Below are 17,744 nucleotides of genomic sequence, written 5' to 3'. Positions count from 1 at the left end.
CATCGAGATCTACCTGGCCGACGAGCGACGTACCCTAAATGACCTGTATATAGATCATCACTACTATTTGCCCCGTGATGAGAAAAATGATCTCGTTGGTCGCCGCTGCCGGTGCCGTCATCGGGACCGTCGCCGTGGCCGGCGCCGACCGCGCCTCCGCCTCCTCCACCACGTCCCTGCGGCTGTCCGGCGGGCTGACCCTGGAGATCCCCCGCACCTGGCGGGTCTATCGGAGCGCCGACCAGGTGCACGTGGTGACCGGCGCCTGCGCCAAGCCCAAGAGCCACTACTTCGAGCCCAGGTGCCGGGGCTTTTGGGTGATGGGAGCGAAGACGCTCAAGACCGGGGGCGAGGGCTTCCATCCCTACAACCCCGTCAACGGACCGTTCTATCCCGCCGTCGACGTGGCGCCCTGCCCGACCGACCCCAAGCTCGGCCATGTCCTCGGCAAGGCGATCGCGGTCGGTTACCGGAACATCGGAGAGGGCCACAAGGCGCACTACCGCGTATGGCCGGGGCGCTGCGTCACGTACGACGACGCGACGGAGAAGTCGACGTTCAAGCAGCGCGAGTGGTACCTGCCGAAGGAGAGGCTCCTGATCGTCGACCAGTGGGCCACTCCCGGACTCGCCACCGTGCTGCAGAACGCCACCTGGGGAAGTTAAGTCCTTTTCAGCCCCTCGACGGGGCTCGATCACGGGCCGGTGGTTGTGGCCCGCGCCGGACCTGTTGATCGGAGGCAGGTCAAACGTCCTGCCCGGCACCACGGCCTTCCCAACAAGTGGCGACGAGGAGTGCGATGGCGCTGACCGCGTAGGCGATGGGAGCCAGCGCCCAGAACCCTCCATACGGGCGCGTGCCGAGGTAGAAGTCCGGCTGACTGCCGACGACCAAGTCGGCGTCCGCCGGCAGGCGGGTTATCGGAAGCTCCGCCAGGAAATGCACCAGATGGAGCAGGCCCAGGACGCCGCAGATGCCGCAGGCGGCGCCGACCAGTACGCGAGACCTCGTCCCGGCTGCGACGCCTGTCAGAAGCGGCAGGAGGCCGATGACGAAGACGTCCAGGGCGATGAGATCCCGCGCTGAGACCCCGCCGAGGGAGACGGCGACCAACATCAAAGGCAAGGGCGGCTCGGAACCTCCGCCATCCGTCGTCGCGAGCAACACCCATGGCACCAGCGACGCGCTCACCGCGACCACGGACCATGCCCACAAGCGACGCCCCGTTCGCCCGTTCTTCCATGTCGGCACCGGAAGAGCGTATGGGAACACTTACGGAGCCGGCGCGGTGTAGGCAGAGCCTCCAGTCCACCTGGACCCGGCCCGCCCGCTTACGCCGCCGGTCCTCAGCCGAAGGGACACGAGCGAGCACATGGGGGCCGCGATCCGGCCACGCTCCGATGATCGGGTGTACCCGTCCGGTCAGGTTGGGGCGAGGCGCGTATCAGGCTTCCTTGGTCTGGGGAGCACAGCTCGTCAGGGCGGCCGCGGTCTGGGTGAGGTGCTGGGCCAGCACCTCGGCCGCGGTGTCGGCGTCGCGGGCCAGCGCCGCCTCCTCCAGCCGGCGGTGCTCGCCGATGGCGTCCCTGTCGGGGTTGCGCTGCGCCGCCCAGCGGCGAGCCAGCTCGCTCGCGGTCCACATCCGGTCGAACGTCTCCAGCAGGACGGGGTTGCCGCAGCCCTCCAGCAGAGTCCGGTGGAAGACCCGGTGGGCCTCGGACCATGCGCTGCTGTAGTACTCGCCCTCCTCGGGCACGAACGCCGGGGTGCGGGCCAGACGGTGGTGAGCGGCTCGTACGCGGGCCTCCCAGTCGACGTCGCCGCGCTCGATGGACATGCGCAGTACGACCGGTTCGATGGTCCGGCGGGCTTCCGCGATCTCCTGCCAGCGGCGGTCGGAGAAGGCCGGGACGGCGAAGCCGCGGTTGGGCAACCGGTCGGCGAGGCCCTCGCCGACCACCCGTACGAGCGCCTCGCGCACGACGGCCAGGCTCACGCCTTGTTCCTTGGCGAGGTCCTGCGGTTTGAGCGCGTCACCGGGGGCGTAGTCCCCGCGCATGATCGCATCCCGCAGGTGCGCGTAGACCTGCTCGGAGAGCATCTGCTTCCCCGACGAGTTCGAGGGGTGAGCCGTCTGGGTCATGCGGTCATCATAGACGATCCGACAAATAATCGATTTTTCGTGTTAGAGTCGATTCAACAGTCGGCGAGAGGCGACGGCGATGCCTCTACGCGAACCGCGGGCTCTCCGCCGGCCGCATCACCGCCAGCCCGCAGCACGGCCTGAAAGGAACGACGCGATGAGCGCCAACGACCCCTTCGCCCGCCTCCCCGAGGCGGCCTCCTTCACCGTCACCAGCACCACCGTCACCGACGGCGCCGCCTGGGCGCCCGAGCAGTTCTCCTCCGGCATCCCCGGCGGCAAGGACATCTCCCCCCAGTTGTCCTGGAGCGGCGCCCCGGAAGGCACCAAGAGCTACGCCGTCACCGTCTACGACCCGGACGCCCCCACCGGGTCCGGCTTCTGGCACTGGGCGGTCGCCGACATCCCCGCCGCCGTCACCGAGCTGCCCGAGGGGGCCGGCGACGACACGGGCTCGGGCCTGCCCGAGGGCGCCTTCCAACTGCCCAACGACGTCCGCGCGGCCCGCTTCGTCGGCGCCGCGCCGCCGGCCGGGCACGGCCCGCACCGCTACTTCATCGTGGTGCACGCCCTCGATGTCGAGTCCATCGGCGTCCCGGCCGACGCCACCCCGGCCCTCCTCGGCTTCACCATGGCCGGCCATACTCTCGGCCGCGCGGTCTTGACCGCGACCGCCGAAACCCCCGCCTGACGAACAGCATGTCCGGACTCATCGACACCACGGAGATGTATCTGCGCACCATCCTGGAGTTCGAGGAGGAAGGCGTGGTCCCCATGCGTGCCCGTATCGCCGAGCGCCTGAACCAGCGTGGCCCCACCGTCAGCCAGACCGTCGCCCGCATGGAGCGCGACGGTTTGCTGCACGTCGCCGGTGACAGGCACCTGGAGTTGACGGAGGAGGGACGGCGGATGGCCACGCGCGTGATGCGCAAGCACCGGCTCGCGGAGTGCCTGCTCGTCGACGTGATCGGGCTGGAGTGGGAGCAGGTCCACGCCGAAGCCTGCCGCTGGGAGCACGTCATGAGCGAGGCCGTCGAACGCCGCGTCCTGGACCTGCTGCGCCACCCGACGGAGTCGCCCTACGGCAACCCGATCCCCGGCCTGGAGGAGCTCGGCGAGGAGGGCATCGCGGATCCGTTCCTCGACGAGAGCATCGTCAGCCTCAGCGACCTGGAGCCCGGGCCCAACGGCGCGAGCGCGGTCGTACGGCGCATCGGGGAGCCGATCCAGACCGACCCCCGGCTGATGTACGCCCTGCGGCACGCCGGGGTACGGCCCGGCGCGGTCGTGAGCGTGACGTCGTCACCCGGCCGCGTGATGGTCGGCAGCGGCGGGGAGACCGCCGAACTCCCCACACAGACCGCCGCGCACGTCTTCGTGGCCAAGCGCTGAATCCAGCCGGGCGCCGGCCCGTTTGCCCTGGCACGAGGATGGCCCTCGACCACGATCACGGTCGAGGGCCATCCTCGTCGCGGCAACCCGCGACGTCACCGCGACGTCACCGCGGCCAGGGGCGCGACGCCCACTCAGACGTTCAGAACTGTCGGCGTGCGATGTGATCATTCGCCCATGGCGCATGACGAACTTGCCCTGCACTACGAGCGAATGCTCGATGTCGCCCTTGATGTCGGACTCTCCTGGACGGTCCTTCAGTCACTCGGCGGGCCGATCAGCATCCAGGTAGCCGAGTTGGTCGCAGGGCCTGACTACGAGCTTGAGGAATCCGATGTCGAGGGCTCCGGGGTGTTCATCGACGAGGCCGGCCCTTCGATCATGCTCCTCGATCTCCGGGGCGGGCTCTTCTCTTGTTACAGACCCTCTGAGCTGGAGCGCCTGAGCGTCGGCGCTCGGGTGTGGCATCTCGAATGGAACGTCAACGGGAATGCCTGTCTGACCTACGCGACTGATGGACGCGTGCGACTCACCATGCCTCGTTTGGACCCTGGCGAGGTGTACGGGCCGGATCCGCACGCGCTGGATCACCTCCTGCGCAGACTGCCGGAACCCTCCGCCCCGTTGTCCCACGCGAGCGCGATGGCGCTGGTACAGAGGGACAGCGGAGCGCACCTGGACCTGGAATGGCTGGACGGCCCGCAATACAAATTGATCTACTCGGGTGAGGAATAGCGGCCACCAACAGGGATCGTGCGAACAGCCTGGGTCGATGGCAGAAGGGATGCGCGGGCTCCTGCCTCAGCCCCCTACGGCCCGCGCTCTCCAGCTCCGGGCCCCCCGTAGCCGGAGGGCCCGGCCGATGGCGGCCCAATGGCGGTTCAGTGTCGGCTCCAGATGCGGTGAGTCTCGAGTGCGTCGGAGAGTTCCTGGGCCACTTCCGGTGAGCCGGCGGAGAAGAAGGCACGCTCCAGGATCGCCGCGGGTGCCGTTCCCCTGATCCATCTGTCCAGGAGCGCATACCACTCGGCGTCCTGGGCGACGGCGACGGTGAAGTCGTGCATGAGCCACGCCATGTGGCGGGCCGCCGCCTCGGTGGTGTTGGACTCCCACTCCGCCAGGTAGGGAGCCAGATCCAACTCCAGGCCGTCGGCGATGATTTCGATCAACATCATGATGTCGACGTCGCGCGGATAGTGGTTCAGCGTGTGCCGCCACCATGCGCCGACGGCGGCGATGATTGCTTCCTGCTCCTGTTGTCTCCAACTTCTCCAACTGGCGCTGACCCGGCTCATCAGGGACTCGGCGTGAAAGAAGCCGTCGAGTTCTTCGAGGATGAGCAGTTCGAGAAGCCGGGGTAGGAAGTGCTTGAACTCGTCGAGGTCCCCCCAGGTGGACAGGGCATGGCCGGCGTACGGCCCCAATGCGGATGCGGTGAGCATGTGGAGGGGTGCTGCGCGCGTCGCGCGAACCTGTTCATCGGACACGCAGTGGTCACACACGTCGGTCTTGGCTGGAAGCGGATACCGGGAGAAGTTCGCGTAGAGAGCGTCCAACGCGCGGTCGAGATCTGACGGCGTGTCCATGCTCGGATGCTATTGCGGGCCTGATGTTGCCCCGGATCGCAACGTGTGCTGGTTGGACCTGCCCGCCAGGCGGGTTCCTGGTGGGTGTACGCGCCCGAGCTGTGGCGTAGGTCGGCACGGCACGGGGGCGGCAGGCCGGGCTGCGGGCAGGTTCTGCCGGGTTCACCGGGCGATGAGGCCGCGGATAGCGGCGGTGACCTCGTCTGGACGTTCTTCCGGAAGGAAGTGCCCGCAGGGCAGGACGTGGGTGCGCAGGTCGGGTGCCCAGCCGGCCCACACCTGCTGTGGGTCGAACGGCAGGACGATGTCGCCGGGGTCCTGCCACATCGCCAGGACCGGCATCGTCAGCCGGCGGCCGGCGTCGCGGTCGGTTCGGTCGTGTTCGGTGTCGATGAACGCGCTGGCGCGGTAGTCCTGGCAGATCGCGTGGATCGCTCGTGGTGCGCGGGCCGCGGTCAGGTAGGCGGCCCGTATGTCCATGGGAATCGCGTCTGGCTCGACCGTCCAGGTGTCCAGGAAATGCCCGAAGAACGTGTCCGGGTCGGCTGTGATCAACCGCTCGGGCAGGTCGGATGGTTGGGCGAGCAGATACAGGTGGAACGCGAACACCCCGCCGGCGCCGTGGAGCGCGGCCCAGTTGTCGACCGTGGGGATCACGTCGAGCACCGCGAGGTGCTTGATCACGTCGGGGTGGTCGAGTGCGGCTCGGAAGGCCACCAGCGCTCCCCGATCGTGCCCGACGATGCTGAACTGTTCGTGACCGAGTTCGCGCATCACCGCTACCATCGCCGCGGCCGTGGCACGCTTCGTGTACCCGGCAGGGCTGTCGCCTCCCGCGGGCGGGTCGCTGGCGCCGTAGCCGGGCAGGTCCGCACACACCACCCGGAAGTCCTCGACCAGTGACGCGGCCACATGCCGCCACGCCAGATGGGTCTGGGGGAAGCCGTGGAGCAGCAGCACCGGATGCCCGGCACCGCCATGAACGACATGCACTCCCGCGCCGTTCACCGGCACCGTCTGTTCGACCAGACCAGGGATGCTGCTCATACTCACCCTCAACTGTACAACGTCCAATTGATACTGGACACCGTACAGTAAGGGTCGTGGAACATGGACGTGCTCCCGGCCACCGAGCCGGCCTCACCCGTACGGCCGTGCTCGGGGCCGCCCGCGAACTGCTGGCCGAGCACGGCTTGGCAGCCCTGTCGATGCGCGCTCTGGCCAGACGCCTCGACGTCGCGCCGAACGCCCTCTACAGCCACATAGCGAACAAAACATCCTTGCTCGACGACCTGCTCGACGACGTGCTCGCGGAAGTCGACGTACCAGCAGCCGACATCGACGATCCGACCGCCGGCCTACACCAACTCATGACCTCGACCTACACCGTGCTCCTGGCCCACCCCGACCTCGTACCGCTCTACCTCAGCCGCCAGGGCGCCCATGGCCCCAACGCACAGCGTCTCGGCGAGATCACTGCCACGCTCCTTCGCCGGACAGGCATTTCCGAACCGACCGTAACCGAAGCACTACGAGTGCTGATCGTCTACACGATCGGCTTCGCCGCGTTCACCAGCCACCTGCCACAGGAAACCGGCACCGAGCACCAGCCCAGCACCGCGGAGATGCACGACAACTTTCACCAGGGCCTGAGCTGGCTGCTCACCGGCATCCAGCAAGACCTGCCCACGCCCAACCCCGGCGGGGCTTGAAAGTGAGCCACACCCACCAAGCCATCGCGCGCCGTCCCGAGGAATCCCGCCTGGCCCGACCGCGATCCCAACCCGCGTGGGTCAGCAGTCGGGACTTCGCGTGCGCTCATCCTGCGCGCCACTGACCTGGCCGCCCCACCTCGATACCGCCACCTTGCTCGCCGAGATGACCCAAAGCGCCGGCCCCCTGCCGAACTCTTCGCCCAGGGCATCAAGCACGTGACCTCACCGCACGACTTCACCTGCGACCTGACCCACGGCGGCTCCCCCTCCGCCGCCGTCATCATGCTCCGCCAAGCCGCCGACCACCTCGACTGGCTCGTCCTCGGCGACAGCACCCTCATCCTCGACACCTGTGCCTCCGAGCCGACGGTGATCTGCGACGACCGGCTAGAACAGGTCGCCGCACCCCACCGCGTACGCCTCGACAGCCTGCGCGGCGGCATCCCCGAACACGCCGAAGCCCGCCGCGAGTACGTCGAAACCCTCGGCCGATACCGCAACCGCGACGGTGGCTTCTGGGTCGCCTCCACCGACCCCCTCGCCGCAGACCAAGCCCTCACCGGCACCATCCCCACCGACCAGGTCCGCGCCGCTACCTTGCTGACCGACGGAGCCGCCGACGCCGTCAACCGCTACCAATTCACCACCTGGGCGTCGCGCCTCGACACCCTGGCCTAGCAAGGGCCAGCTGAACTGATTCGGCAGGTCCGTGATGCCGAGCGATCGGACCCCCACGGCGAACGCTGGCCACGCAGCAAGACCCACGACGACGCGACAGCCGCCTTTGTCGTCAACTGTCCCGGCGAAAGACGCACGTGAACGCCTGAGAGTAGCGGAAGGGCGTGGTCGTTACGCTCTCGACCATCTGATCGAAGCGCCATCCTTCCTGCTCGATGAGTTCGATCTCTTCGGCGACATTCCACATCGTCTGGCTCTGATCGGGCTTCTTCGGCTCCGCCACGATTCGAGTCACATAGATCTGATGCCCGCGCTCACGAGCACGCCGCGCATCCACGACCAGAGGCGGAGGGCCATCGTTGCCGAGGAGAACCACAGTGACCTCATCCAATTAAGGGCACCGCCGGAAGACGGATCGAGCGATCCAACGACGACTTTCGACTGATCGTTCCGCTGCGGACTCGTGGGCTCCGACACGGCAAGTGCAAGGGATCCTTGGGCATGCGCGAGTGACGACCACGGAGCGCCATACCCACATCGCCAGTCCCCAGGTGAAGGACGCGAGTGAGCGCATGGGGGCGGCCCTGTGGGGCGAAGGCTGAAGGCAACTGCGACTAGAGGCCCTGTGGAGATCAAAAAGCCCCTCTCACCGAAGACCGGCGAGAGGGGCTTTGAACTGCGGAGGCTCGGGGATTTGAACCCCGGATGGGCTTAAGACCCAAACCGCATTAGCAGCTCGGCTCTCGGCCGTCCCGATCCGTTCCACCTGGACCAACACCGCCCGGCGATCCTCCTGGAACTGCCTGGGACGGCGGGGAACTGCAACTGAAACTGCAACTAGAGCGGGCTCGTGACCTGCGCGGACGCGCACGTCTCGCCCTCCGCGCATCCCGTATGCCGTCGACCCACCGCGAAGCGGCAGCGGGCCGGCGACGGAGGGGCAAGCCCGTCTTCGCGTGTACCTTAGCCGCTCGCCGTTCCTCGGCCATTGGACGCCAAGGGCCATAGACGGGCTTGAGCCGGAGGAGTCGGTCTGCTGGGCTCTGCCTGGGTCGATGGCAGGAGGGATGCGCGGCTCCTACCTCAGCCATCTACGGCCCGCAGTCTCCAGCTCGGCGCCATCCCGGAGCCGGAGCGCCCGCCGGAGGCGATATACGGTTGCCGATGCTCAGACAGGGTGCCAAGGATCTGCCTCATGGGGATGTTCAACCAGGTCATGGTTCCCGAGCCGATCCACTGCCCAAGGTGCCGCAAGGACCGCAGGGGATGGTTCGTCCAGATCTACTATGGCGATCTCATCCTCTGCGACTACCAGGTTGGCCAGGACCTCGTCTGGGAGAACCGCTGGGAGTGGACAGGAAACCCCGGGATTCCAGGCGTATGGGCGCAAGGGGTTCTCACCGGCTGCCCCGTGTGTGGGTTCCGCTTCCGTGATCCCCACGAGGAGTTCTACATCGTGGAGATCCGCCGTAACAGGATCGTCGGTGTGATCAAAGACGACAGCGGCTATCGCTGGTGGGCACAGGACTGGGTCGCCATTCCTGATCGCTGATTGGGCCGACGGTGCGCTCGGGGTACAGGGTGTGGGGGCGCTGCGCTGCGGGCGGCGACTACGTTGGGTACGGCGGGTTGGTGTGCGGCGAGCGGCCCTAGCCGCTGCCGGCCGGGACCGGCCCCCAGGCCGCACGCCCGGACGGCGAGCGAGCGACGGGCCGCGGTGCGGCGGCGCGCAGCGCCGCCGTCTTGATCCCAATAAGGTCAACTCGGCAGCACACACACAACAATGTGTCCTGTCCCGCGACATGCTTGACACATCAGTCCCAGGACATGTTTGACAGGTGCCGTTTTCGGTCGATCTTTCGTGGGCCGCCACCGAGGCCCTCGGCCGAGCCGGTCACGGTGCAGCGGGTGGCCAGCAACAGCGGGGTCATCATGGTCGTCGGGCAGAAGGTCGCCCTCGGCCGCATTCACGCCCGCGCGATCGTCACGGTGCACGTCAGCGACACCACCTTGACCATCGAACTGCCCGACGACACCCGCGTGGTCCGCCGCACCACCACTCAACCCGTCCGCAGCGTCAAAGCGGCCCGGCCCCGCAAGGCCGGTCATGTTTCCTAGGGTGCCCGTCAAGCATGTGGTGGGACAGAACTGTCAATCATGTCGTGGGACTAGACAACACACAACAATGCTATTGGATGCGATAGCTGCGGGGCCTAAGCCTGCCGAGGCGCGCCCGCCCCTCGTACAAACGTCGCGTCAGAAGTCGCCCCTAACAGCCGGCCGTAGTGCTTGCCGGGAGCTGAACGCTATAGATGGCACACTGGCCCGCCTCATGTAACATCAGCAGGCATTAAAACGATAGAACTTTGAAGGCCAAGCGAGGGCCACAAATCAAGCAAACATACATCTACACCTTTGGAATTACAATCATGCCTCACAAAAAGATATCAGCCAAGGTATCTATCATAGCGATCGACAACAATACCAAGGGGGACCTACTTACGCGACTCACAGGAGACTTGTTCCACACCTTAGGGTACGAAGGTTTCCTGTTCAACGTCGCAAAGTCTGGCCGCGAATTGGACATTTCGGGCGCTCATCGCTTCGAGGATTCTAAGATGAGAGCGGAGTGCAAGGCATCCATAGGGCGAATAGGAGGAAGTGATGTCAATAAATTTATTGGAGCCCTGGATGCCGAGCGACGAGAGAATCCGGGGACAACAATCCACGGTTACTTTGTATCAATCGGAGGATTTCGTGATTCCGTCCTCGCGCAGGAGCAATCCATGTCTCCGAAACGCGTCATACTTATCGATAGCAAAGATCTTGTTCGTCAGCTTATTGCGGGTGGGGTCGTCGTGGCTAGCGAGCGCGCAATAGAAACAGCGTCTCGCGCTTGCGAGGCCTCGGGCATAGATGGAACCATAGATCCAAACGTGGAGCTATTGGCATGTGAACAAGGATGGATATGGGCTATCTACATTCAGCGCGCACACCTCAGGACACAGGTCTGCCTTATTCACGCAGACGGGGAGCTATTAGCAGGGGAAATATGTGTCGAATTGAGACAAGTAGCACTATCTATTAATCACGAAGCCGCTCGTTATGAGCTCGTCAACCCTCTCATAACACCCTCGAAGCCTGAGGTATCTAACATGAGGGAAAGGTACCTCGAATACGTACGCAGGGAGTACAACTTTATAACTCTTGAAGGCTTGCCAGTTGACCATGAAATCGGTTCACGAAGTTTCGTCCTCGATGACTTGTACGTGGATATCAACTTGGATGAAATTCGGGACAACCGGGAGTATCAGGCACCAGATGACGTTCACGCATGGGCAAGATTTGAAGCGCATAAATCGTCTTCCATTGGTTACGCTATAGCGAACTTTAAACACATAGCAATACTAGGCTTGCCGGGATCAGGGAAGACGACTCTAATTAAGCATCTGGCAGTATCCTATGCAGATGCCGACCGTCCCCCTTCGTCGACCGATCCACTACCAAGCGAGGACTGGCTTCCGGTAGTCATTAAGTGTCGACACCTCGGAAGCTTGGCCAAGCGGCCCATCATCGAAGTAATCCGAGACCTGGCGGTCCGAGCCGAGATGCCGGATATGGCTCAATCGTTTCAGGAGATGGTCGCATCCATATTGCGGGAAGGGAAATTACTCCTTCTCGTAGATGGGCTTGATGAGATTCACAGTCCATCGGACAGGCAAGCCTTTGTTATCCAATTGAGGACCTTTCTCTCCCTTTATCCAAATGTGCAGCTTATACTTACTTCTAGAGAGACCGGCTACAGGGCCGTGGCCGGCGCTGTGCGCTCCTTTTGTCAACCATTTCGAGTTGCTCCGTTATCTACAAAAGCAATCACCGAGCTCACTATCGCATGGCATCGTCATGTCGTGGGATCCAGCGCAGCCGTCACTGAGGCTGCTCTATCGCTTGCGCAAGCTATTCATGCTTCAGATCGAGTACTTCGCTTGGCTACAAATCCTCTGTTACTCACGACGCTTCTTCTGGTTCGACGGTGGATGGGCCAGCTGCCTCGCCGACGCAGTGTGCTCTACCAGAAGGCGATTGAAGTTCTGCTTATGACCTGGAACGTGGAAGGCCACGACCCGCTCGATCTGGAAGAGGTAATACCACAGCTCGCTTATACGGCATATTGCATGATGAGCGAAGGCGTAACCAGCATTACTGGACCTACGCTAGTCGATTATTTGAATAAAGCTCGTGCCGACTTGCCAGATGTTTTAGCTTACACCGCTTTACCTGCATCCGAGTTTCTTCACCGAGTAGAAGAGAGAAGCAGCCTGCTGACGGCGAGCGGCTTGTTAGAGCAGGATGGCCAACTCGTAGATGTCTATGAGTTTAAACACTTAACTTTTCAAGAGTATCTTGCCGCGGTAGCGATTGCTAATAGCTATCTGCCCACAGCCCTCTTGGACCTTAGTCCCGTCGACGTCATTGCGGAAAGATTTACGGACGATAGCTGGCGTGAAACTATCGCCCTCACTGCAGTCTTGAGCCGTAGAGGAGCATCAGGAATAGTCAAGCATCTGATAGGTCTGCTGAGGGAGCGGACACAGTCAACAGGCGAGGAGAATAATTCCATCTCTAGCTCGTATGACAGCCTTATAACGTGTCTAGAGGACGAGGTTCCGGTAACACCTGAAGTTGCCCGCGATGCGATTGACGCGTGTCTTGATTGGATTAGCGCAGGAGATCCAGACGGACAGACCGCGGAAGAAATGGCTACCTCATTAGCTGAAACTCGGTACGCCGACCAGTTCAAGCAAGCCTGTCTCGACAGTTTCACCCGCAACGCTAGCGACCCTCTGACCCCAGCGTCAGCGCTTGGCGCTTTCTACCACAAGCTGCACGATCATGACGCCGAATTCCCAACGATACTCGACCTACTGACGAGCACGGATCACAATGATCGATTGTTTGGTGCATCGGCCCTAGCTCAGGCGGCATATACCGAGGTCCAGAATCGCCAGCTCCTCTCCGAGGACGAGGTGGAGGCCTTTCCGCAGCAGATCTCTATAGATGAGCTCGAAGCGGCAATTTCTGAAGCGATATCTATCTTTTTAGACGAAACCGCTGAGTCGGAATCTCTACAGGTAGTAGTGATCTGGTCGCTCTGCTGGGGTGCTCGACTGCTCGATCTACCCCTAGATACGTTGAACAGGTTGCGAATTCGTGCACTCTCCATATGGATGTCCTCGGAGAACAGCGAGCAGCAAAGGCTTTGCGCCTGGCTAATTCACGCACTTCCCATTTTAAGGCCCTTCTCAATAGGCGGGGCAACTGATCACGTGGCGGCTTTTCTTTGGAGGGAAGCAGAGGAGCAGCCAATCTCGCGTGAAGGACCTGTGCCCAGCCAGAGGGTAGCCGCTTATGTAATCTCATATCTAACGGGTCTTGTCTGGTCACAAGATGAGCTTATTCAACGAATAAATCAGGACTTGGATGAGAGCAGTCACGCGGAATCCCAGGAAGCTCTCGCCAAGATCCTTGAGAGTTTGGGCAAGGATGTATAGGAATCGGAACGTTCAGAGCGAAACCAACCTCTTCCACTCAATGCATCCCCTACAACTCACAACGATCAAGTTTTGTGATAGAAAATCCAAGTGGAGGAACGCCAGGAGCGGTTGCGCGAGTTGGGTATGTTGCTGCGACGACTGCGTAAGGATACGGGGTTAACGGGTAAGGAGTTGGCGCAGCTGGCCGGGGTGGCGCAGCCGACGATTTCGCGGATGGAGACGGGGCAGCTGTTGCCGACACCGGAGACGGTTGAGCGGGTGTCGGCTGCTCTCCAACTCGATAATGATGCGCGTCGCGAGTTGGACATGCTGCTCGTGCGGCTACGAGATGAGGTGTCCCGGCTAAAGGGCGGTCTTGCTGGCAGGGAGGCGGCGAACGCTGCGCGGGTGCGCTCGTCGAAGTGGATGGCGGCCTTCTCCTCGGCGATGATCCCAGCCCTGTTGCAGACGGCGGAGTATGCGCGGCTGGCGGTGGCGATCGGCCGGGATGTGGATGAGGACGATGCGGCCAAGGCCGCCGCGGTACGGGTCGATGCTCAAGCCGTGCTGTTCGAGGAGAGCCGGCGGTTCGCGTTTGTGCTGACTGAGGGCGCGGTGCGTACCTGGCCGGGATCGCCGTCGTTGATGCTGGCCCAGCTCGACCGGTTGGCCCAGGTCTCGACGCTGCCGCACGTCCGGCTTGGCATCGTGTCGTGGAAGACAGAGACGCCAGCCTTCCCCCTGCACGGGTTCACCATCTTCGACGGGTCCGTGAGTGTGGTGGAGAGCCTGACCGGTGATCTCACACTGACGGAGGCCGACGAGATCGGCGCCCATGAAGAGGCGTTCGAGGCGTTCGCTGGCGCGGCTGTGTACGGGGATGAGTTGCGGGCGTTGCTGGGTGAGATCGGGGCGGACTTCGGGGAGCTGGCGAAGCAGCTCGATGAGTGACGCATTTATGCGTCGTATTCCTTGAGATAGTTCTAGCGTTGGTCATACGCTCCAGTCGAAGGCATGTCTACCCCCCTATACGACGGAGCGTGTCCCATGCCCCCCATGGCGCCTGTCCCGGCACTTCCTCGGCCGCCCCGCCTCGGTCACCGAAGCCCCGCCGCTTCATCACCGCCTCCCTCGGAGCCTGGCCCGTGGTCGAGTCGGCCGAACTCATCGTGAGCGAACTGGCAACCAACGCCGTCCGGCACACCGCCTCGGCCCGCTTTGGCGGCAAGTTCATCGTCAGCATCCAGGCCGAACCCGATCAGATCTGGATCGGCGTCACCGACGAAGGCGGCCCCGGCCTTCCCCGGCTCGTCCGCCCCACCGACGACGAGGGCGGCCGCGGCCTGCTGCTGGTCGCCTCCCTGGCCGACAACTGGGGCGTGTACGGAAACCAGGCCGGCCGTACCGTCTGGGCGCTGCTCAAGGTCGACCCCATCGCAGCCGCCGCCCAGGCGACGTGCCGGTGATGAGCTGCGTGAGCCCGCACGTCCCCGATCGCCGGCAACCCGGGGTGCAGGAAATTGGCCTGGTTCGAGCCCTCGGACGGGGCGCGGGTGCGCGTGCTCGCCTGGACCTGCGACTGCCTGGCCATTGTCTATGGGTTGTGCCAGGCGGGTGGACAGGGGTTCATCCGACGCACTCTCCAGAACGAGGACGCACCCGAGATCCGCGAGACCCATCGCTGGCCCATCGCCCAGGCGCGTGAGATCTGGGCGGCCCTGCTGACGGGGGATGGCTCGGTGAGTCCGCGCGGTGTCCCCAACCGGCGCTCGGCGATCCGGGCCGTGGACCCAACCGCTGGCAAACCCCTCAAAACCGTACTGTCAAGAGGGATAGACGGCATTTCGTCTAGGGGCCTAGACTCGGGTGCATACCATCGAGGAGGAGCCGTGCCACCGAGCGACCTGGACAAAATCGCCGCGATCGACGATCCCTATCTGCTGCTCCGGGTCGCCACCGAACGACTCAACGCCGCCCAGCAAGAAGTCACCGAACTGGCCCGGCTGCGCCGCCGTGTCATCCAAGAACTCCACGCCCAGGGCATGTCGTACGCGCAGATCGCCGAGAAGGCCGGCCTGTCCCGCGGGCGTATCCACCAGATCCGCCACACCGGCCCCGCCCCCGAAGGCGCGTTCCTCGGCGTTGGGTCGGTAACCGTGGTGACCCCGCTGCGGCACGACGCCGCGACCGGCCGCTCCATGGTCGCGCTGGACGACATGCGCGCCGGCAAGCGCCTGGAAGACCTCGCCCGGACCTTCGGCCTGACCGTGGCCACCGACAACGTCACCGTTGACGGGCAGATCGACCTCAACCGCCCAGGGCTGCTCGTCATCTGCGGCCCCCGCATGTCCGAGGCCATGCGCACCGCGTACGACGCCGACCCGGTCATCCGCTGGGACCGCGACGACACCGGCTGGAAGCTCCTCGACACCCGCACCGGCCGCGAGTACCGGTCCGGTTCCCAGCTCGACCCCGCCCAGCCGACCGACTCGGCCTTCCTCGGTCGGTTGCCCCGCCCGGACGGCAACGGGTCGTTCCTGGCCATCGCCGGCATCCACCCCAACGGCTCCCTCAGCGTCATCCACCTACTGGCCAGCGAGATCGCCACGTTGTGGGGGCAGGTCGGCGACCGCCGATTCTCCTGCGTGGTGGGAGTCGAATACGACCCGCAAAGTGGGGAACCAGTGCGGGCGGAACTGGCCAGCCCGCTCTACCGGCACGAGGACACCTGATGCGCGTCGCCTTCGCCAGCCAGCCCGCCCACCCCGACCGGCCCAACGAAGACTTCATCGGCGCCACCGCCGACGCCGTCGTCCTGCTCGACGGCGCCAGCATCCCCCCAGGTGTCACCTCGACCTGCTCTCACAGCGTGCGCTGGTACTCCCACACCCTCGGCTCCACCCTGCTCGCCGAGATGACCCAAAGCGCCGGCCCCCTGCCCGAACTCCTCGCCCAGGGCATCAAGCGCGTCACCTCACTGCACGACTTCACCTGCGACCTGACGCACGGCGGCTCCCCCTCCGCCACCGTCATCATGCTCCGCCACACCGCCGACCACCTCGACTGGCTCGTCCTCGGCGACTCCACCCTCATCCTCGACACCGGCACACCCGAGCCGATGGTGATCTGCGATGACCGGCTAGAACAGGTTGCCGCACCTCACCGGGTACGGCTCGACAGCCTGCCCGTCGGTACACCCGAACACGCCGAAGCCCGCCGCGAGTACGTCGAAACCCTCGGCCAATACCGCAACCGCGACGGCGGCTTCTGGGTCGCCTCCACCGACCCTCTCGCCGCTGACCAAGCCCTCACCGGCACCATCCCCACCGGCCAGGTACACGCCGCGGCCTTGGTGACCGATGGGGCCACCGACGCCGTCAGCCGCTACCGGCTCATCACCTGGCGGCAGCTCCTCAACGTCCTCACGCAGGACGGTCCGACTGGGCTAATAGGCAGGGTCCGCGAAGCCGAGCGTTCCGACCCCCACGGCGAACGCTGGCCACGCAGCAAGACCCACGACGACGCAACAGCGGCTAACGTCATGGTCCATGAATGAGGTAGGGGCGAATCGAGTACGTCTGTGAGCGACGACATCCTGTCGATCATTCCGACTGATCCGCACTGGCAGCCCGCACGGGACGCGGCCGAACGCGCTGCGGCAATCGTGGCGGACCTGGCCCCGGGCGAGCCAGACGGCGTGGATGCCGAAGTAGACGTGGAGTGGCACGACAACATTGCCGTCATCGCCTGTGGCGCGAACTTGGAAAGGATCGGCTGCCCGCACTGCGGCGCCTCGATCGACACCGAATGGTGGCACGATCTCCTGGAAGCACACTCCGACGAGGGCTTCGCGAACCTCACCGTCAAGGCCCCTTGCTGCGGTGCCGACTCATCGCTCGATGCCCTGGAATACGACTGGCCATGCGGCTTCGCCCGCTTCGAGATTGCCGTCTGGAATCCCCAACGCGCCTGGTTCAGCGACGAGGAACTAGCCGTCCTCGGTGCCGCGCTCGGACATCCCGTGCGACAGATTCGCACCCATATCTGACGTTCTAATCGCACCCCACGCTGCTGGCCTACAACCTCCCTCACGACTGTCGTTTACCCCCCTAGACAGTTGGGGTAGATGCAAGCTATCGTCTTCCGCATAGCCCCCTAGACAGTTCTCGTGACGGAACGGCCGTCGCCGTCTAGGGGGGTAGACAAGGAGATGGTGAACGTGGCATGCAAGGACCCATCCCGATCAGCTTCGAGCTGCTGTTCCCGCACGGCTGCTACGTCGTGGGCGAGGTGACCGCGGCGAAGGACTTCGACGCCAAGCGGGACACCCAGGCCAAGGACAAGGCGACCGGCCTGCCGATCTGGCAGGTCCCGGTGATGGACGCCGACCCCTCGCTCAAGGCCGCGCAGAAGACGGTGACCGTGAAGATCCTCGCCGAGGTTCAGCCGGTCGTCCCGCCGTCGCTGCCGGGCGTGCCGCTGGCCCCGGCCGAGTTCGAGGGCTTGGAGGTCAAGCCGTACGTCCACCAGGCGACGGGGCGGCTGGCCTACTCGAGACAAAGCGCGGCCACGTCTGCCCGACGCGAACATGCGCCAAGGACTGCACCGGCCACGCCGACCGGTGCCCGAAGCGTACGGGCGGCGGCATCGTCTTTCGGCAACGCAAGGGCCGGAGCCGTCTGACCCTCCAGTGTCC

20 protein-coding genes are annotated in these 17,744 nt (G+C 64.5%); 15 read left to right on the top strand and 5 right to left on the bottom strand.

The features are described from left to right. Positions 1–86 precede the first annotated feature (86 nt). Positions 87–665: a hypothetical protein gene (locus IL992_RS04150; RefSeq protein ID WP_193201964.1), complete on the top strand. Its 579-nt coding sequence runs from the start codon at positions 87–89 to the stop codon at positions 663–665. Between the two features lie 79 nt (positions 666–744). Here IL992_RS04150 and IL992_RS04145 read toward each other — a convergent pair whose 3' ends face one another. Together IL992_RS04145 and IL992_RS04140 are read right to left on the bottom strand one after the other, a co-directional pair. Then, positions 745–1,251, bottom strand: coding sequence for a hypothetical protein (locus IL992_RS04145; RefSeq protein WP_193201963.1), 507 nt, complete (start codon positions 1,249–1,251; stop codon positions 745–747). Positions 1,252–1,444: 193 nt separating this feature from the next. Further along, positions 1,445–2,143, bottom strand: a complete 699-nt coding sequence (locus IL992_RS04140) for a GntR family transcriptional regulator (RefSeq protein WP_193201962.1) — start codon at positions 2,141–2,143, stop codon at positions 1,445–1,447. Between the two features lie 157 nt (positions 2,144–2,300). Between IL992_RS04140 and IL992_RS04135 the strand changes: the two genes are divergently transcribed. The 3 genes from IL992_RS04135 (at position 2,301) to IL992_RS04125 (ending at position 4,270) form a co-directional block, all read left to right on the top strand. Next, positions 2,301–2,834 carry a YbhB/YbcL family Raf kinase inhibitor-like protein gene (locus IL992_RS04135; protein ID WP_193201961.1) on the top strand — a complete coding sequence of 178 codons (534 nt, stop codon included), beginning with the start codon at positions 2,301–2,303 and terminating at the stop codon, positions 2,832–2,834. Positions 2,835–2,842: 8 nt separating this feature from the next. After that, on the top strand, positions 2,843–3,535 hold the full coding sequence (locus IL992_RS04130) for a metal-dependent transcriptional regulator (protein WP_193201960.1): 693 nt from the start codon (positions 2,843–2,845) through the stop codon (positions 3,533–3,535). Between the two features lie 177 nt (positions 3,536–3,712). Continuing rightward, positions 3,713–4,270 carry a hypothetical protein gene (locus IL992_RS04125; protein ID WP_193201959.1) on the top strand — a complete coding sequence of 186 codons (558 nt, stop codon included), beginning with the start codon at positions 3,713–3,715 and terminating at the stop codon, positions 4,268–4,270. Between the two features lie 146 nt (positions 4,271–4,416). On the opposite strand, the gene IL992_RS04120 is transcribed toward IL992_RS04125, so the two are convergent. Beyond that, a complete protein-coding gene (locus IL992_RS04120; protein ID WP_193201958.1) occupies positions 4,417–5,121 on the bottom strand; it encodes a hypothetical protein in 705 nt (234 codons plus the stop codon). Positions 5,122–5,283: 162 nt separating this feature from the next. Further along, positions 5,284–6,168 (bottom strand): alpha/beta fold hydrolase, encoded by an 885-nt coding sequence (locus IL992_RS04115; RefSeq protein WP_193201957.1) that lies wholly within the window; start codon positions 6,166–6,168, stop codon positions 5,284–5,286. A 56-nt stretch (positions 6,169–6,224) separates the two neighbouring features. Between IL992_RS04115 and IL992_RS04110 the strand changes: the two genes are divergently transcribed. Continuing rightward, the gene (locus tag IL992_RS04110; RefSeq protein ID WP_193201956.1) at positions 6,225–6,833 is read left to right on the top strand and encodes a TetR/AcrR family transcriptional regulator; all 609 of its coding nucleotides are present in this window, start codon (positions 6,225–6,227) and stop codon (positions 6,831–6,833) included. Between the two features lie 219 nt (positions 6,834–7,052). Further along, positions 7,053–7,514: a hypothetical protein gene (locus tag IL992_RS04105; protein WP_193201955.1), complete on the top strand. Its 462-nt coding sequence runs from the start codon at positions 7,053–7,055 to the stop codon at positions 7,512–7,514. Positions 7,515–7,626: 112 nt separating this feature from the next. Here IL992_RS04105 and IL992_RS04100 read toward each other — a convergent pair whose 3' ends face one another. Next, a complete protein-coding gene (locus tag IL992_RS04100) occupies positions 7,627–7,890 on the bottom strand; it encodes a hypothetical protein (RefSeq protein ID WP_193201954.1) in 264 nt (87 codons plus the stop codon). A gap of 819 nt (positions 7,891–8,709) precedes the next feature. Here IL992_RS04100 and IL992_RS04095 point away from each other — a divergent pair. From IL992_RS04095 to IL992_RS04055, 9 genes are all read left to right on the top strand, one after another. Next, complete coding sequence (locus IL992_RS04095) at positions 8,710–9,066, top strand: hypothetical protein (RefSeq protein ID WP_193201953.1); 357 nt, start codon at positions 8,710–8,712, stop codon at positions 9,064–9,066. A 356-nt stretch (positions 9,067–9,422) separates the two neighbouring features. Continuing rightward, positions 9,423–9,632 (top strand): hypothetical protein, encoded by a 210-nt coding sequence (locus IL992_RS04090; RefSeq protein ID WP_193201952.1) that lies wholly within the window; start codon positions 9,423–9,425, stop codon positions 9,630–9,632. Positions 9,633–9,943: 311 nt separating this feature from the next. Further along, positions 9,944–13,066, top strand: a complete 3,123-nt coding sequence (locus tag IL992_RS04085) for an NACHT domain-containing protein (protein WP_193201951.1) — start codon at positions 9,944–9,946, stop codon at positions 13,064–13,066. A gap of 90 nt (positions 13,067–13,156) precedes the next feature. Next, positions 13,157–13,999: a Scr1 family TA system antitoxin-like transcriptional regulator gene (locus IL992_RS04080; RefSeq protein ID WP_193201950.1), complete on the top strand. Its 843-nt coding sequence runs from the start codon at positions 13,157–13,159 to the stop codon at positions 13,997–13,999. Beyond that, positions 13,996–14,514 (top strand): ATP-binding protein, encoded by a 519-nt coding sequence (locus IL992_RS45830; RefSeq protein WP_319018328.1) that lies wholly within the window; start codon positions 13,996–13,998, stop codon positions 14,512–14,514. The genes IL992_RS04080 and IL992_RS45830 overlap by 4 nt, the downstream gene beginning before the upstream one ends. Positions 14,515–14,937: 423 nt before the next feature. Next, a complete protein-coding gene (locus IL992_RS04070) occupies positions 14,938–15,780 on the top strand; it encodes a sigma factor-like helix-turn-helix DNA-binding protein (protein WP_319018327.1) in 843 nt (280 codons plus the stop codon). Further along, positions 15,780–16,604: a protein phosphatase 2C domain-containing protein gene (locus IL992_RS04065; RefSeq protein WP_193201948.1), complete on the top strand. Its 825-nt coding sequence runs from the start codon at positions 15,780–15,782 to the stop codon at positions 16,602–16,604. The genes IL992_RS04070 and IL992_RS04065 overlap by 1 nt, the downstream gene beginning before the upstream one ends. Before the next feature lie 24 nt (positions 16,605–16,628). Continuing rightward, a complete protein-coding gene (locus IL992_RS04060; RefSeq protein WP_193201947.1) occupies positions 16,629–17,096 on the top strand; it encodes a hypothetical protein in 468 nt (155 codons plus the stop codon). A gap of 176 nt (positions 17,097–17,272) precedes the next feature. After that, the gene (locus tag IL992_RS04055; protein WP_193201946.1) at positions 17,273–17,731 is read left to right on the top strand and encodes a plasmid replication, integration and excision activator; all 459 of its coding nucleotides are present in this window, start codon (positions 17,273–17,275) and stop codon (positions 17,729–17,731) included. Positions 17,732–17,744 lie beyond the last annotated feature (13 nt).

Origin of the sequence: Microbispora sitophila, assembly GCF_014892245.1 — a bacterium.
Taxonomy (GTDB): Bacteria; Actinomycetota; Actinomycetes; order Streptosporangiales; family Streptosporangiaceae; genus Microbispora; species Microbispora siamensis.
This window is presented reverse-complemented; position numbering and strand designations above follow the sequence as displayed.

What these genes read in the sequence shown, in the direction of transcription:
- IL992_RS04150 (WP_193201964.1), top strand. Translation starts at nt 87, where the DNA reads ATGATCTCGTTGGTCGCCGCTGCCGGTGCCGTCATCGGGACCGTCGCC.
- IL992_RS04140 (WP_193201962.1), bottom strand. Translation starts at nt 2,143, where the DNA reads ATGACCCAGACGGCTCACCCCTCGAACTCGTCGGGGAAGCAGATGCTC.
- IL992_RS04135 (WP_193201961.1), top strand. Translation starts at nt 2,301, where the DNA reads ATGAGCGCCAACGACCCCTTCGCCCGCCTCCCCGAGGCGGCCTCCTTC.
- IL992_RS04130 (WP_193201960.1), top strand. Translation starts at nt 2,843, where the DNA reads ATGTCCGGACTCATCGACACCACGGAGATGTATCTGCGCACCATCCTG.
- IL992_RS04125 (WP_193201959.1), top strand. Translation starts at nt 3,713, where the DNA reads ATGGCGCATGACGAACTTGCCCTGCACTACGAGCGAATGCTCGATGTC.
- IL992_RS04120 (WP_193201958.1), bottom strand. Translation starts at nt 5,121, where the DNA reads ATGGACACGCCGTCAGATCTCGACCGCGCGTTGGACGCTCTCTACGCG.
- IL992_RS04115 (WP_193201957.1), bottom strand. Translation starts at nt 6,168, where the DNA reads ATGAGCAGCATCCCTGGTCTGGTCGAACAGACGGTGCCGGTGAACGGC.
- IL992_RS04095 (WP_193201953.1), top strand. Translation starts at nt 8,710, where the DNA reads ATGGGGATGTTCAACCAGGTCATGGTTCCCGAGCCGATCCACTGCCCA.
- IL992_RS04085 (WP_193201951.1), top strand. Translation starts at nt 9,944, where the DNA reads ATGCCTCACAAAAAGATATCAGCCAAGGTATCTATCATAGCGATCGAC.
- IL992_RS04065 (WP_193201948.1), top strand. Translation starts at nt 15,780, where the DNA reads ATGCGCGTCGCCTTCGCCAGCCAGCCCGCCCACCCCGACCGGCCCAAC.
- IL992_RS04055 (WP_193201946.1), top strand. Translation starts at nt 17,273, where the DNA reads ATGCAAGGACCCATCCCGATCAGCTTCGAGCTGCTGTTCCCGCACGGC.